This is a genomic window from Duncaniella sp. (assembly GCF_029056165.1).
GTDB lineage: Bacteria > Bacteroidota > Bacteroidia > Bacteroidales > Muribaculaceae > Duncaniella.
In genome coordinates, this window is sequence record NZ_JAIDBW010000012.1 from 45,433 (window position 1) to 63,116 (window position 17,684).

The following is a 17,684-nucleotide window of genomic DNA, read 5'->3' on the forward strand; positions in this document are numbered from 1 at the left end:
GTCGGGAAAAATCGGCGCATACACTTTGGATCAAATCATGTATATACCCCCCAGAACATGAAACGAATCTTCTTAGCATTGACTGTGGCTGTGGCCGGATGGTCAGGAATTGACGCTCAGCGTCACGTCAGTCAGGAGCGTATGGCCGAAGTCTATAAGGAAGCGCGTACACCTTATAAATATGGTCTTGTAGTGGCGCCTGATGACAATAATCATAAAATTGACTGTCCGACAGTGTTCCGCGAAGGTGATAAATGGTATATGACTTACGTTGTCTATAACGGACGCGGAGGTCAGGACGGACGCGGCTATGAGACATGGATCGCAGAGAGTGACAACCTGCTCGAATGGACCACATTGGGTCGGATACTCGCTTATTCCGACACCGGTTGGGACAGGAATCAGCGAGGTGGCTTCCCCGGACTGATCGACATGCAGTGGGACGGCTCTTATGCCATCAACCGTTACAAAGGTAAATGCTGGATGACATATATCGGAGGAGAGGGCACGGGCTATGAGGCCGTGAATGCACCTCTTGCTGTCGGATTGGCTTGGACAAAGGGCAATCCCGCGACGGCTCACCTCTGGGAGACACTTGATCATCCGATCATCTCGATCACTGACAAGGATGTCCAGTGGTGGGAGGCGTTGACCGAATATAAGAGCACTGTCTATGAAGATCCCGGAAAGACGCTTGGATCACGTTTCATGATGTATTACAACGCCGGAGGTGTCAATCCTGAAACCGGCATGAAGGGTGAGCGTATAGGCATCGCCCTGTCCGACAACATGACAAAGTGGCGTAGATACGAGGGAAACCCTGTGTTCACTCATGAAGCGCAGGGCACCATCACAGGTGACGCGCAGATAGTAAAGATGGGCGATGTGTATGTGATGTTCTACTTCTCGGCTTTCAATCCCTCGCGTAGCTATAAGGCATTCAATACTTTTGCTTGTAGTTACGACCTCGTGACATGGGATGACTGGGAAGGCAGTGATCTTATCTATCCCACAAAGGATTTCGATGAGATGTTTGCCCATAAAAGTTATCTTGTCAAGCATGACGGTGTGGTCTATCATTTCTATTGTGCCGTCAATAATGCCGAGCAGAGAGGTATCGCGGTTGCCACGAGCAAGCCGATGGGTCGCTCGGCAGTGAGATTTCCCGAACGTCCGGCCACCGGCCGACGCACACATGTAAGCCTCAATGATGGCTGGAACACATGGCTCGGTGATGACCGCACGAGTATGCGGAGTGTCAACGTCCCCCACAACTGGGATGATTACTACGGTTACCGTCAGCTCACCCACGGAAATCTCCACGGTAATGCTACCTATGTGCGGGATTTCGATATGCCGGCACGTGTCGATGGCAAACGCTATTTTGTAAACTTCGAGGGAGTTGGCACATACGCCGACATCCGTCTTAACGGTCATGATTTCGGTCGTCGGCCGTCAGGCCGCACGTCGATGACTCTCGATGTGACCGATTATCTGAATTTCGACGGCAAAAATACGATTGAAGTGCTTGCAGAGCATCCTGAAATGATAGCCGACATGCCGTGGGTATGTGGTGGGTGCTCGTCGGAATGGGGATTCAGCGAAGGTTCCCAACCGCTGGGTATTTTCCGTCCAGTAGAGCTTGAGATCACTGATGAAGTGCGTGTCGAGCCGTTCGGAGTCCATGTATGGAACAATGCCGCCTGTGACTCGGTGTTTATCGAAACAGAGTTGAAAAATTATGGCACTAAGCCTGCTGAATTTGATTTTATAAGCAAATTCAGCAATGCAGATGGCCGGCAGATATTCCGCCTGACCGAGACTACGACTCTTGCACCCGGCGAGACAAAAATTGTCAAGCAGGCCTCTCCGATAACCGATGCAAAGCTGTGGAGCACGGAAGATCCTTATCTCTACAAGCTTTCAACAATGGTGAAGCGCAACGGTAAGACTACCGAGGAGGTCACGACCCCCTACGGTATCCGTAATTTCTCATGGCCTGTCAAGCGTAATGATGGCGACGGACGCTTTTTCCTGAACGGAAAACCGGTATTTGTCAACGGAGTGTGTGAGTATGAGCATCAGTTCGGAGCTTCCCACGCTTTCAGCGATGAGCAGGTGGCTGCACGCGTCAAGCAGATAAAAAATGCTGGTTTCAACGCCGTGCGCGATGCCCATCAGCCTCACAATCTCCGCTATCAGGACTATTGGGACAAGGAAGGCATACTTTTCTGGCCGCAGTTCTCTGCCCATGTATGGTATGATACCCCTGAATTCCGTGAGAACTTCAAGACACTCCTGCGCCAGTGGATAAAGGAGCGTCGCAACTCACCCTCTGTCGTGATGTGGGGACTCCAGAATGAGAGCACGCTCCCGCGTGATTTTGCCGAGGAATGTGCCGAGATCATCCGTGAAATGGATCCGATGGCCCGTGACATGCGCGTGATCACCACCTGCAACGGCGGTGAGGGAACGGATTGGAATGTCATTCAGAACTGGAGCGGTACATACGGTGGCGATGTGAACAAGTATAACGAAGAACTTGCACGACCGAATCAGCTTCTTAACGGTGAATATGGAGCATGGCGTACACTCGGATTCCATACCGAGCCCGGCGAATTTGATCCCAACGGTCCTTGGAGTGAGGAACGCATGACGCAACTCATGGAGACTAAGGTTCGTTTAGCCGAACAGGCCCGCGATAGCGTCAGCGGTCACTATCAGTGGATATTCAGCAGTCACGACAATCCCGGCCGCCGTCAGCCCGACGAGGCTTACCGCACGATTGATAAGGTCGGTCCTTTCAATTACAAGGGACTTGTCAGTCCGTGGGAAGAACCTGCCGACGTATATTATATGTATAAGTCAAACTATGTCGATGCGGCTAAAGATCCGTTTGTCTATATCGCGTCGCATACATGGTCTGACCGATTCAAAGGACCGCGCAATGCTACCATAGAGGTGTATAGCAACTGTGATTCCGTGCAGCTTTTCAATGATGCCGTTGATTCGGCCTCGTTCGGCACGCAGGTCAAGGGCGGTATCGGTACACACTTCGTGTGGAAGGATGTGCCTGTACGCTACAATGTCCTGCGGGCTGTGGCCTATCAGGGTGGTGAACCTGTGGCTGAGGATCTGATTGTGCTTGATAATCTTGAGCAAGCACCGGGCTTCGCCTCACTGCGTTCACCGGGTTCTGTTGCACTCAAGGGTGCCGACGGTTACAATTATCTTTACCGTATAAACTGTGGCGGCGATGCTTATACCGACGGTTTCGGTCAGAAATGGCTTGCGGACGACACGGTCTATTCACGCTCATGGGCCGAGGATTTCAAAGGTCTGTCACCCTATCTTGCCAGTCAGCGTGTGACCTACGACCCGATAGCCGGGACTGATGACTGGGCACTCATGCAGAGTTTCCGTTTCGGACGTCACAAGCTGTCATATAATCTTCCCGTGCCTGACGGCCGCTATCGTGTCGAGCTGTATTTCATCGAGCCGTGGCATGGCACAGGCGGTGGCGAGGGTACTGACTGTGAGGGTCTGCGTATATTCGATGTCGCTGTCAATGATTCGACTGTGATCGATGACCTTGACATCTGGGCCGAGGCCGGACATGACAAATTGTTGAAGAAAGTGGTTGACTGCGATGTCCGTGGAGGTATGCTTACCGTCAGCTTCCCGGAAGTGAAAGCGGGGCAGGCCGTGCTTTCAGCGATTGCTGTGGCATCGCTTGACTCTGAGGCTAAACCTCTTGTCGCTCCTCATGCTTCGGACTGGAGCTGGAGCAAGGCTGACAAGGATGTGATAGAAAAAATGCCTGCCGAAATGCTTCCTAAGGATGAAAATGCACGTGCAGCCGTGACATACGAGGCCGAGGATGCCAAGTGTGAGGGTAAATTCCAGAAAAAAGAATGGAAAAAGCAGACAGGTGTGTTCTTCTCAGGTAAGGGCAGCGTCGAATGGACTATTTCGACAGGTCTCGCACAGGTCTATGCACTGCGTTTCAAATTCATGAATCTTAACAAGGATGCTGTGGCAGTTAATTTGAAACTCATCGCTCCTAACGGTGCCGTCCTGAAAGATGATACCATCAATCTCCCCGACACACCTGAAAAATGGAGAATGCTGAGCACAACGACCGGCGGTTACATCAATGCCGGAACTTACAAGGTGATACTCTCGGCTGACAATCTCGATGGAGTTGCATTTGACTCTCTTGAAGTGCAGTAATCCGGCTCTCGCCTTAATGAAACAAACATGCAAATAAAGTAGTCATCATGTATAGAAAACTGACATTGGCTCTTCTGATCGGTTCGTTAGTCGTCGCTGCGGTCGCTGGATCGCGTCCGGCTCATGATTGGGAGAACCACCATATACTTCAGATCAACCGTGAGCCTGCGCGGGCAGCGTTCATGCCTTACGGTGAGCTGAAAGGTGACCGTTCGATCTCGCTCAACGGTGACTGGCGTTTCCATTGGTCACCTACGCCTGACGGACGTATCGCAGGGTTTGAAAAGACCGGTTTCGATGATTCAGGCTGGGCGACTCTTGCTGTGCCGGCCGTATGGGAAGTCAACGGCTACGGAACGCCCATCTATGCCTCTGCCGGCTACACTTTCAAAATCAATCCTCCGTTCGTTACCGATACGCCTAAAGAAAACTATACGGCTTACGTTGAGCGCAATCCTACAGGCCAGTATCGCCGTAGCTTTGAAGTCCCGGCTGATTGGGTGAAATCCGGTCAGACTTTCCTGCGTTTCGACGGAGCTATGAGTGCGTTCTACGTGTGGATCAACGGTGAGAGGGTGGGTTACACCCAAGGCAGTATGGAACCGTCGGAGTTCAATGTGACTCCCTATATCCATGCTGGAAAGAATGAGATTGCGATCGAGCTTTACAAATATAGCGATGGTTCGTATCTTGAGGATCAGGATTTCTGGCGTTTTGCCGGCATACATCGTGATGTCACACTGTTCCACACCCCCGATGTCCGACTTCGTGATTTCACCGTCAGGACTCTTCCTGATTCCGATTACAAGGATTTCACTCTTCAGATAGATCCGCTGTTTTCCGTATATAACGGTGAGCGCGGGACGGACTACAAACTTCGCGTGAGCGTGGGCGAGGATGGAAAGGATATGTTTGACACCGCTGTAGTGATCAACGAGATCCTTGATCTTGACCATAAGGCTTCAGTGATGAACGAGTGGTATCCACAGCGCGGTCCGCGCAAACTCGGACGACTCACTCATACGTTTGAGAATCCAAAGACATGGACTGCCGAGACTCCTGATCTCTATGATCTTACGCTCGAACTTTGCGATGCGTCGGGTAAGGTGATCGAGAGAGCCGACAGTAAGATCGGATTCCGATGTGTCGAGGTAAAGGACGGTCAGGTGCTCGTCAACGGAAAGCCTATCCGTTTCCGTGGTGTGAATCGTCATGAACATGACCCGAAAACAGCGCGCGTGATGACTGACGAACGCATGATCGAGGATATAAAACTCATGAAGCAGGCCAATGTCAATGCGGTTCGTACAAGCCACTATCCCAACACTCCGAGATGGTATGAGCTTTGTGACTCACTCGGCCTCTATGTGATGGATGAGGCCGATATCGAGGAGCATGGTCTGCGCGGCACGCTTGCAAGCACCCCCGACTGGCACGCCGCCTTCCTTGACCGCGCGGTGCGCATGGCCGAGAGGGATAAGAACCATCCTTCAGTGGTGTTCTGGAGCATGGGCAACGAGAGTGGCTATGGACCGAACTTTGCGGCGATCTCCGCTTGGCTTCATGACTTCGACCCGACACGTCCCGTCCACTATGAGGGTGCACAGGGAGTCGATGGCGAGCCTGATCCTGCAACGGTCGATATAATCAGCCGCTTCTATCCGCGAGTGCAGGCTGAATATCTCAATCCCGGAATCAAGGAGGGTGACGACAAGGAACGTGCTGAAAACGCCCGTTGGGAACGTCTCCTTTCCATTGCTCAGCGTGATAATGACAATCGCCCCGTGCTCACAAGCGAGTATGCTCACGCAATGGGTAACGCAATGGGTAATTTCGGAGAGTATTGGGACGAGATCTACAGCAATCCCCGCATGGCAGGAGGATTTATCTGGGACTGGGTCGATCAGGGTATCGAACGGGTGCGTCCCGACGGCAAGGTCGAGATGTCGTATGGCGGTGACTTCGGTGACAAGCCTAATCTGAAGGCATTCTGCATGAACGGCGTGATTTTCGCTGATCGTTCGCTCAACCCGAAGTATTATGAGGTTAAGACTGTCTATAGTCCTGTGGCCATATCGTTGAAATCTTACGATCCTGCCACCGGAACAGCCGTCATTGAATTCATAAACCGTAATCATCATGTAAATCTCTCGGCCTACGGTTGCACGTGGACTCCCGTGGTCAACGGCGTGGCCGGAAAGCCCGAAACGCTCACGCTTCCCGATCTTGCACCCGGTCAGAGCGGTGATGTGACAGTGAAGGTCGGCAAACAGAAAAATGCTGAGGCAGATCTGCGTCTCAACATATCGGTAACTCTCAAAAAAGCTACTGACTGGGCCGATGCCGGACATGAGATCGTGAAACGTCAGCTTGAGCTGAATGACGGCATGATCAATGCGGTGAAGCGTCCGGCGGCAACCGGCGGTAAGCTTGATCTTGCTGTTGCGGATGGTCAACTGACGGTCAACGGAAAGAATTTCACTGCTGCGTGGAGTCGGCTGACGGGCGATCTTACCGATCTTAGCTATAATGGGAAAAAGATCGTGACTGGATCATATTTTCAGGCGTTCCGTGCTCCGACCGATAATGACAAGAGCTTCGGAAACTGGCTTGCGAAGGACTGGACCAAAAACAAGATTGATTCGCCTGAAATCAAATGCCTGAAATTTGAATGGCAGGAGATAGGACGCAAGGTTGAAGTGACCTCGGTGCAGACATACGGTTACCTCGCCGGATCAATAGATGTCAAGAGCGAATATACGGTCTATCCCGACGGAACTATGGATCTCCGTCAGACATATACCCGTGGCGGTGAGCTTCCCGAACTTCCGCGTCTGGGATCGGCATTTGTCATCAATGATGCTTACGATAGGGTAGAGTGGTTCGGCTATGGTCCTTACGAGACCTATCCCGACCGTCTGGAATCTGCTTCGATCGGTCGCTGGAGCAGGAGTGTGGATGAACAGTATGTGCATTATCCCCGTCCGCAGGATTCCGGCAATCTTGAATCCGTTGCCGAAATAGCCCTGCTTGACAAGGCCGGAAAGGGTCTGCGCGTGACTGCACTTGATTCTGTAATCTCCGCTTCCGCTCTTCCTTATTCCGTAGCTGACATTTATGCCGTCAGTCATGACTGCGATCTGACCGATAGCGGTAATGTCTATCTCAATCTTGATGCGGCAGTCATGGGACTCGGCAACAGCAGTTGCGGTCCGGGTGTGTTGAAAAAATATGCCATCGCTCCCGGTGAGCATGAGCTTCATGTGAGGTTCTCTCCTGTGAAATAGTAGTAATGAAAAAAATATAAATCTAACGATACAATGAAAAAATCAGTAGTAACTATCTGCTCCATACTCGCAGGCATGTCGTTGATGGCGCAGTCAGTCACCACCGAGCGTCAGTATCTTTCAGGTACTGGCAGTGACGACATGGTCGAGTGGGACTTTATGTGTACCGACGGTAACAATTCCGGCGAATGGAAGAAAATCGGAGTGCCCTCATGCTGGGAGCTTCAGGGATTCGGTACGTATCAGTACGGTATGAAATTCTATGGCAAAGCCTTCCCTGAAGGAGTAGCCGATGAAAAAGGTATGTATAAGTACGAATTCGAGCTTCCCGAATCGTGGCGTGGCAAGCAGATCGAACTTGTGTTTGAAGCGGCCATGACTGATACTGACGTGCTTATCAACGGACGTAAAGCCGGTTCGAAGCATCAGGGAGGTTTCTATCGTTTCATCTATGATGTCAGTGACCGTGTGTTTTTCGGCCCCGGTAAGAAAAACCGTCTTGAAGTGACGGTGGCCAAGGAAAGCGAGAACGCAGGTGTGAATCTCGCCGAACGCCGTGCCGACTACTGGAATTTCGGCGGTATCTGGCGTCCGGTGTTCATGCAGGGCCGTCCGGCACTCAACATGAAACAGATAGCCATCGACGCCAAAGCTGACGGAACTTTCAAGGCTGACTACACTTTGAGCATGCCGGTCGAAGGGGGCAAGATCACCACTGTCATCACTGATAAGAACGGCAAGAAGGTAGGCGAGTCAGTCACAGCTATCCGTTCCGGGGCTGGCGACGGTCAGGTGGAAGTCAAGGTCAACAATCCCGCTACATGGAGCGCGGAAACCCCCGAACTTTACAAGGCTGAATTTACGCTCGCCGATGCTTCAGGCAAGGTTCTTCATAAGGAAAATAAGAAATTCGGTTTCCGCACGATCGAGGTGCGCGAAAGCGACGGTCTTTATATCAACGGTAAGAAAATCAACATCCGCGGTGTCAACCGTCATAGTTTCCGTCCGGAGAGTGGCCGTACACTCAGCCGTAAGGAGAATCTTGAGGATGTAGAGCTTATCAAATCAATGAATATGAACGCCGTGCGTCTCTCTCACTATCCCGCTGACCCTGAATTCTATGAGATCTGTGACTCGCTCGGTCTCTACGTGATGGATGAACTTACCGGCTGGCATGGCAAACATGAGACCATCAACGGTCAGAAGCTTGTACGTGAGATGGTGGAACGCGATGTAAACCATCCCTCCATCATCTGGTGGAGCAACGGTAACGAGAAGGGTTGGAACGACGAACTCAACGGTGAATTCCACAAATATGATCCGCAGAAGCGTCCGGTGCTTCATCCGCAGGGTAATTTCGGCGGATTCGAGACCATGCACTATCGTTCGTATGGCGAGAGTCAGGACTACATGCGTCTGCCCGAAATCTTTATGCCTACCGAGTTCCTCCACGGTCTCTATGACGGCGGTCATGGCGCAGGTCTCTATGATTACTGGGAAATGATGCGCAATCATCCCCGTTGTGCCGGCGGTTTCCTCTGGGTACTTGCCGATGAGGGTGTAAAGCGTGTGGATATGGACGGTTTCATTGATAACTGCGGCAACTATGGTGCGGACGGTATCGTCGGCCCTCATCATGAGAAAGAGGGTAGCTACTGGACTGTCAAGGAAGTGTGGTGTCCCATACAGATCATGAATACCGGCATTACCCCTGATTTTGACGGTGTGCTCGATGTCGAGAATCGTTACGATTTCACCAATCTCAACGGTTGCTCGCTTAAATGGCGTCAGCTTGAAATGCCTGCGCAGGGATCATCGGCAAATGCCAAGGTTGTGGCCGAGGGCACTGTGAAATTCCCCGATATTCCCGCACGTGAATCAGGTAAGGTCAGCATACCCAAGCTTCGTCCTGAAACCGATGCACTTGAACTCACTGTCATTGACAACAACGGTAAGGATCTCTTCACTTGGTCACATCAGGTGACAGGTAAGCAGACTCCTGCGTCTGTAGCCAAGAGCGGTGCTGCTCCCGTGGTCAGCGAGACTGCCGATGAGATCACTGTTTCAGCCAACGGCCGTACATATCATTTCAGCAAGAAAAACGGTCAGCTGATGGGTGTTGAGGTCAAGGGCCGCATGATAGAGCTTACCGATGGCCCTCGCGTCATCGTAGCCAAGCGTTCTGACCGCTCGATGGACGGTTTCTATAATCATGATGACAAGCAGGCTGAAAAGAAAAAGACACAATACACCGAATTTGAGGATCTTGGCAAGTTTGTAGGAATTAAGGCCGAGAAGGAGGGTAACGATGTTGTCGTAACTGCCGATTATAAACTTGGAAACTTCGACAGCGCACGCTGGACCATCATGCCTGACGGTAGCGCGGCTCTCGATTTCACATATAATTTCAACGGTGTCATCGACCTCATGGGTGTCAAATTCGATTTCCCTGAAAACAAGGTAATCAGCAAGCGTTGGGTAGGCGATGGTCCTTACCGCGTATGGCAGAACCGTCTCCACGGTCCGCAGTACGGTGTATGGGAGAATGATTACAATGACCCGATTCCGGCTGAAAGCTTCACGTATCCCGAATTCAAGGGCTATTTCGCCAATGTGGATTGGATGGATATCAAGACTCAGGACGGCACTATCGGTATCATCAACGAGACTCCCGGTAGCTATATCGGTGTCTATGAGCCTCGTGACGGTCGTGACCATATCCTCTATAATCTTCCCAAAACCGGTATCGCTGTCATGGAGGTTATTCCTCCCGTGCGCAACAAGGTGAATACTACCGACCTCGTTGGTCCGTCGTCACAACCCAAGTGGGTCAACGGACAGCGCACAGGCCGTATCATCCTTAACTTTAATTAAGTTGAAGTATAGAGGTTTAAGTATAGAGGATAGAGATTACTTCGTGAAACCTCGATACTGAAATGATCTGAATAATAAAGGAATAGAATGAAATTACGCAATATACTATTCTCTGCGGCGGCTATGCTTTCGCTCAATGTGTCGGCTCAGTCGGCACTTGAGCAGGCATTTGCCACACCTCCTGCCGAAGCTCATCCGTGGTGCTTCTGGTACTGGATGTATGGAGCAGTCACTGAGGAGGGGATCAAAGCTGATCTTGAAGCCATGAAGCAGGCCGGTCTCGGTGGTACCTATCTGATGCCGATCAAGGCCGTGGAGACTGCACCGCAGTACGAAGGTAAAGCCCCGCAGCTGTCACCCGAATGGTGGCGGTTGGTAGGACGCAGTATGGAGATTGCCGATAGCCTTGGCCTTAAAATCGGTATGCATATCTGTGATGGTTTTGCGCTTGCCGGAGGTCCGTGGATCACTCCTGCGGAGTCAATGCAAAAGGTAGTCACAGCCGATACCATAGTCAATGGTGGAGTGATTGAGAACATTCTTTTGCCCGTCCCGGAAAACTATAAGGGCTACTACGAGGACATCGCACTTCTGGCCATGCCGGTCAAGGGACGGAAAATCACGGAGAAGCCCAAGATTACTGTAGGAAATATTGGTTCAAATGTTCCCGACGGCAAGGGTGTCAGCATTGATGATAAAGGCGTAATTCGTTCGTCCGTCCCATGTTGGATTCAGTATGAATATGACCAACCTGTCAATGTCAGCAACGTTGAGATCATACTTGCCGGTAACAACTATCAGGCTCATCGACTCAAAGTGCTTGCGAGCAATGATGGTGTTGATTTCAAGGAAGTGAAGCAGCTGCAGCCTGCTCGTCAGGGTTGGCAGAATACCGATGAGCAGAGCACACATGCCATACCTCCGACCACCGCTAAATATTTCCGTTTCACTTGGACTCCCGAAGGCAGCGAACCCGGAAGCGAGGATATGGATGCCGCGAAGTGGAAGCCAAATCTCAAGATCAATGATATAGTTCTCAGCGGTGAACCCAAAATCAATCAGTGGGAAGGTAAGGCCGGACTTGTCTGGCGTGTCGCTCCCGAAACCACTGAGACCGAGATTCCGCAGGAACTATGCGTAAGGGCTGACGAGATCATCGACCTGACGCCGCAGATGCGTGGCGGAGCTTTGTCCGCTTCGCTTCCGGAAGGGGAGTGGCGCATCATGCGCATAGGTCACACTGCTACCGGCCACACCAATGCCACCGGTGGAGCCGGTCAGGGACTTGAGGCCGATAAGTTCAGTCGCGAGGCCGTAGCCAAGCAGGCTGACAATTGGTTCGGTCGCGTGTTCAAGGAAGTAAGCAACAAAGAAGCTGTCAACAATGCCCTCAAATACATGCATGTGGATAGCTGGGAGTGTGGCAGTCAGAACTGGAGCGATAATTTTGCTTCGGAATTCAAACGTCGTCGCGGTTATGACCTCATGCCTTATCTTCCGCTATTTGCCGGTGTGCCCGTCGATGACGTGAAGACTTCTGAAAAAGTGCTCCGCGATGTGCGTACTACTGCCGCCGAACTGGTGGTCGATGTGTTCTATGACGTGCTTGCCGACAAAGCCAAGGACTATGACTGCTATTTCTCGGCTGAATGTGTGTCACCCACAATGGTGAGCGACGGTATGCTCCACTATCAGGCCGTTGATTTCCCGATGGGTGAATTTTGGCTTCGCAGTCCGACTCATGACAAACCTAACGATATGCTCGACGCCATCCACGGCGGGCATGTCTATGGCAAGAATATAATTCAGGCTGAAGGTTTCACGGAAGTACGCGGTACGTGGGATGAGACCCCCGCGATGCTCAAGGCTCTCCTTGACCGTAACTACGCTTTGGGTATAAACCGCATGTTCTATCATGTCAACACCCATAATCCTTATCTCGATAAGAAACCCGGTATGACTCTTGACGGTATCGGCCTCTTTTTCCAGCGTGACAACACTTGGTGGGCCGACGGCGGTAAGGGTATGAGCGACTACATGCGTCGCGCACAGGCTCTGTTGCAGTACGGTGTTCCTGTCACGGACATTGCCGTGTTCACCGGTGAGGAAATCCCTCGTCGTGCGGTGTTGCCCGATCGTCTTGTGCCTTCGCTGCCCGGTATTTTCGGTGCGGAGCGCGTCGAGTCGGAGCGTAAGCGTCTGGCCAATGAGGGGCAGCCTCTGCGCGTGATACCTGTCGGCGTTACTCACTCTGCCAACATGGCTGATCCTGAAAAATGGATCAATCCGATGAGAGGCTACAGCTATGACTCGATGAATAAGGATGCGCTGCTCCGTCTCGCCAAGGCTGAAAACGGACGTGTGACACTCCCCGGTGGAGCTTCCTACAAAGTTCTCGTGCTCCCGCTCCCGCATCCTCTCATGCCTGACAGCACGCTCAGTCCTGAAGTAAGGACAAAGGTGGCGGAACTGGTGAAGGCAGGTGTGGTGGTACCGCAATTGCCCTACGTCAAAGATGACTTCTCTGCCTATGGCCTTGAACGTGATGTCGTAGTGCCGGAAAATATAGCATGGAATCATCGCCGCCACGACGGTGATAATGTAGATCTCTACTTCATCTCGAATCAGGAGGAATCACCGCGCGAGTTTAACGCTTCGTTCCGTGTGGCGGGACGTATTCCCGAACTTTGGAATCCGATGACCGGAACAATCGACCGTCAGCTTGACTGGACGAGCAAGGATGGTCGCACAGACGTGAAGATGGCACTTGATGCCGCTGAATCGGCCTTCATTGTGTTCCGTGAGCCTACCGAGGCAGTTTCAGGTTCCGCCCCTGTCAGAAAAGTTGTCACTACCGATCTCAAACCCGGCAAATGGTCCGTTAAGTTTGTCACTACAGGACGGACTGTCGAATGCGAGGAACTTTTTGACTGGACAACTGCTCTTGAGGAGGATGTGAAATATTATTCCGGTACGGCTATATGCTCAACAGAGTTCAAAGCTCCCAAACTTCCGAAGGGCGGACGCGTGGTGCTTAATCTTGACGGTGTTCACGATGTTGCTACGGTCATTGTCAACGGCAAGGAATGTGGGATCGTCTGGACCGCACCTTACACAGTGGATATTACCGATGCCATAAAGAAAGGTAAGAACAGTCTGGTGATCGAGGTGACCAATACTTGGGCAAATGCCCTTCTCGGCGCGGATGAAGGTAAAGTACCCTTTGAAGGAATATGGACTAACGGTAAGTATCGCCGAGCAGAGAAAACCCTCATTCCCGCAGGTCTTACCGGACCGCTGTCATTAAGTGTAATTTCTGAATAACAATACATACTCATACAAAAAAATGAAAACCAATCAGTTATATAGATCTCTCGGTCTTGCCGCGATAATGGCTCTCGGTCTTAATGCCGGAGCGGAGATCAAGTTACCCGCATTTTTCGGTGACAACATGGTGCTGCAGCAGAACACCGATGCTCGTATGTGGGGCACTGCGGATGCATCGTCAACCGTGACAGTCACTCCCGGATGGACTTCCGAGAAATATACGACCAAGGCCGATAATGATGGCAAATGGAAAATAACCATCCCGACCCCTTCGGCCGGTGGACCGTATGACGTAACCGTTAGTGACGGCACTCCGCTCACGCTGAACAATGTCATGCTCGGTGAAGTGTGGCTATGCTCCGGCCAGAGCAATATGGAGATGCCCATGAAGGGATTCAAGAATCAGCCTGTCGAAGGGGCAAACATGGCTATCCTCAAGAGCCGTAATCCCGACATCCGTCTTTTCACCGTGAAGCGCAACTCCTCCACTGTTCCTGTCGATGATGTGACCGGTTCATGGGCTGAAGCTTCGCCTGCCACTGTCAGGAATTTCAGTGCCACCGCCTATTTCTTCGGCCGTCAGATCGAGGAACTCCTTGATGTCCCCGTAGGTCTCATCGTAGTGTCGTGGGGCGGTTCGGCTTGTGAGGCGTGGATGAACGACGAGATGCTTCAGGCATTCCCCGAAGCTGCAGCCAACATTCCGGCAGTTGATGGCAAGATCCCTTCCAAGAACCGCACTCCGAGCGTACTTTTCAAGGGTATGCTCAATCCACTGATCGGTCTGGCAATGCGTGGTGTCATCTGGTATCAGGGCGAGGACAACTGGAATCGCGCCCATTCCTACACCGATATGTTCTCGACAATGATCAAGGGTTGGCGTGATCTCTGGGGACAGGGCGAATTTCCCTTCTATTACTGTCAGATCGCTCCCTACGATTACGCTATAATCACCGAGCCGGGCAAGGAAATCATTAATTCGGCATATCTGCGCGAGGCACAGGCCCGTGTCGAGCATATAGTCCCCAATACCGGCATGGCCGTGCTCATGGATGCAGGCTGGCCTGAAGGTATCCATCCTCCGAAAAAGCAGGTTGCCGGTGAGCGTCTGGCTCTCCTTGCACTCAACAAGACTTATGGAATCGAGGGTATAGGTGCTGAAAGCCCCGTTTATAAATCAATGGAAGTTAAGGGCGACACCGTTGTCGTAAGCTTTGACCGCGCTCCCGAATGGATTGCCGGTAAGAACAGCTTTGAATCCAAGCAGTTCCAGCTTGCAGGCGAGGATCGTGTATTCCATCCGGCCAAAGCTTGGATCTCGCGTAGCAAGATTATGGTCAAGAGCGACGCAGTGCCTCATCCGGTAGCCGTGCGCTATGCATTCGAGAATGCATCGGAGGGCGACCTCTTCAGCACCGACGGTCTTCCGGTGTCCTCATTCCGCTCTGACGATTGGCCCGATGCCCGTCCGATCAAGGAGTAAAGTGGCGGAATTATGAAACAAGTCTAAAGGCATGGCGTAAACTGTATGATTTTGGTTTTTTAGCTTTATTTCATAATTTTATTGCTGCTTTTACTTCGTAATCTCGTTTACTTCTTTTACTTTTGTTATCAATTCTGATTATCCCCTTGTTCTAATCACCATCTTATATCCCGACAGTCAGATTATATTATGATACGACAGTCCCTTTTAGCCTTATCCTTCGCCTCGGCAGTGATGCTGACGGCCAATGTCCCTGCCGATTATGTCTGGAATTCCATGAGCAGTGACTCATCGGCTTCGATGCCGGTGGGCGGCGGTGATATCGGCCTTAACGTATGGGCAGAGGACGGCGATGTGTTTTTCTATATCAGCCGCAGCGGTGCATACGATGAGCACAGCACTCTTCTGAAGCAGGGACGTGTGCGTCTGCATCTGCCCGGCGACAGTGTCGCTCCTTTTTCTCAGCGATTGAAACTTGATGAAGGTTATTGCGAACTGATGATCAATGGTTCAAAGGTGATTGTCTGGGCTGATGTGTTCCGTCCGGTGGTTCATGTCGAGGTCGAGAGCCCGAAAGCCATATCTCCGGTGATTAGTTATGAAAACTGGCGTTATGCCGATCGTCCGTTCAAGAAAGGGGAGGGGCGACAGAATTCATGGAAGTGGGCTTCGCCGAAAAATCTCGTGACTACACGTGATTCGATTGCGGCTTCCGATGGATCTGTCACGTTTTTTCATCACAACCCTCAGACCACGGTGTTTGATGTGACGGTTGCGCGTGAAGGTCTCGACTCTGTTAAGGACAGGCTGTGGAATCCGCTTGCCAATCTTGTGTCGGGTGGCCGTCTGAGTGGCGATAATCTTCATTTCACAGGTACGACCGACAGTGTCTATGACAACACTGATTATCGTGCTTGGAACTTTACAAGCAAGCGTCCGGCCAAGAAGCACAATTTTACAATTGCGCTTCATAACCGTCAGACAGCCGATACGGATGAATGGCTTGCAGGGGTGGATAGCGTCGAGCGTGGTATTAATCTGCGCCGTGACCGCAAGGCATCGCGTGACTGGTGGCGTGACTACTGGAAACGCAGCTATATAGCCGCTCCGACTGACGGTGACAGTGTGGTCAGCCGTATGGCACGCAATTATACCCTTTTCCGCTACATGCTCGGTTGTAATGCCTACGGAAAGGAGCCGACCAAGTTCAATGGTGGACTGTTCACTTTCGATCCGCACCATGTCAGAAAAGAAGAGGCGTTCACTCCCGATTTCCGCAACTGGGGTGGCGGTACGATGACCGCTCAGAATCAGCGTCTGGTCTATTGGCCTATGCTCAAAAGCGGTGACTTCGACATGATGACACCGCAGTTTGACTTCTATAACCGTATGCTCGACAATGCTGAGTTTCGCTCGAAGGTCTATTGGGATCATGACGGTGCTTGCTTTACGGAGCAGACGGAACTGTTCGGACTCCCCAATATGATGGAGTATGGTTCGAAACGTCCGGCTTGGTCTGATCCGGGTGTGGAATATAACGCTTGGCTTGAATACGAGTGGGACACGGTGCTTGAATTCTGCGAAATGATGCTTGAGAGTGCCCGCTATTCCGGGACTGACATCTCTGCTTACCGCCCGTTGATCGAAAGCGCGCTGACGTTCTTTGACGAGCATTACCGCTATCTCGCATCGCGTCGCGGCAGTAAGGATCTTGACGGTGAGGGTAAGCTAATCCTGTTCCCCGGTTCAGGATGCGAGACCTACAAGATGGCCAATAATGCAGCTTCGACTGTCGCTGCACTCCGGCGTGTGACCGGCGATTATATCGGTTATCTCAATGCGCAGTCCGACACTGCCACTTCACGATGGACATCGCTTCTTGACCGTATTCCAGCTATTCCGGAGCGTGTGGTTGATGGCCACACCATGATTGCTCCGGCGAAATCATGGGAGCGCATCAATAATGTCGAAAGCCCGCAGCTTTACCCAGTATGGCCTTGGAGGTTCTATGGTGTGACTGTCAGTGACAGTGCTGATCTTGATATTGCCCGCAATACTTATCTCTATGATCCGGACGCACTCCGCTTCCGCTCCACCTCCGGTTGGAAACAGGACAATATATGGGCTGCTTGTCTCGGATTGACAGATGAGGCTTTCGCTTTGAATTCCAAGAAGTGGGCCAACGGTTCTCACCGTTTCCCTGCATTCTTCGGTCCCGGTTTCGACTGGACTCCTGACCACAACTGGGGTGGCAGTGCCATGATCGGTTTTCAGGAAATGCTCATGCAGACGGACGGTGACAGCATTCATCTTTTCCCGGCTTGGCCGCTTGACCGTGACATAAGTTTCCGTCTTCACGCTCCCGGTTCGACTGTAGTCGAGGCCGAACTGCGTGACGGAAAGATCAGTTCGCTTAAAGTGACTCCTGAGGAGCGTAGGCGTGATGTCGTGCTTCCTCCCTCTCTTGAAATGAAATAACA

The 17,684-nt window shown here is 51.7% G+C and carries 6 protein-coding genes; all 6 read left to right on the forward strand.

Annotated features, from left to right (window positions below; genetic code table 11):
* The first annotated feature begins 57 nt into the window (after window positions 1–57).
* The 6 genes from K2G41_RS02260 (at window position 58) to K2G41_RS02285 (ending at window position 17,682) form a co-directional block, all read left to right on the forward strand.
* The gene (locus K2G41_RS02260) at window positions 58–4,233 is read left to right on the forward strand and encodes a malectin domain-containing carbohydrate-binding protein (protein ID WP_300113837.1); all 4,176 of its coding nucleotides are present in this window, start codon (window positions 58–60) and stop codon (window positions 4,231–4,233) included.
* 47 nt (window positions 4,234–4,280) lie between these two features.
* Entirely contained in the window at window positions 4,281–7,520 is a 3,240-nt protein-coding gene (locus K2G41_RS02265) for a glycoside hydrolase family 2 TIM barrel-domain containing protein (protein WP_300113839.1), read from the forward strand.
* A 33-nt stretch (window positions 7,521–7,553) separates the two neighbouring features.
* Window positions 7,554–10,394, forward strand: coding sequence for a glycoside hydrolase family 2 TIM barrel-domain containing protein (locus K2G41_RS02270; RefSeq protein WP_300113842.1), 2,841 nt, complete (start codon window positions 7,554–7,556; stop codon window positions 10,392–10,394).
* 123 nt (window positions 10,395–10,517) lie between these two features.
* Entirely contained in the window at window positions 10,518–13,718 is a 3,201-nt protein-coding gene (locus tag K2G41_RS02275; protein ID WP_300114569.1) for a glycosyl hydrolase, read from the forward strand.
* 22 nt (window positions 13,719–13,740) lie between these two features.
* Complete coding sequence (locus K2G41_RS02280) at window positions 13,741–15,204, forward strand: sialate O-acetylesterase (RefSeq protein ID WP_300113845.1); 1,464 nt, start codon at window positions 13,741–13,743, stop codon at window positions 15,202–15,204.
* 234 nt (window positions 15,205–15,438) lie between these two features.
* Window positions 15,439–17,682 (forward strand): DUF5703 domain-containing protein, encoded by a 2,244-nt coding sequence (locus K2G41_RS02285; RefSeq protein ID WP_300114572.1) that lies wholly within the window; start codon window positions 15,439–15,441, stop codon window positions 17,680–17,682.
* Window positions 17,683–17,684 lie beyond the last annotated feature (2 nt).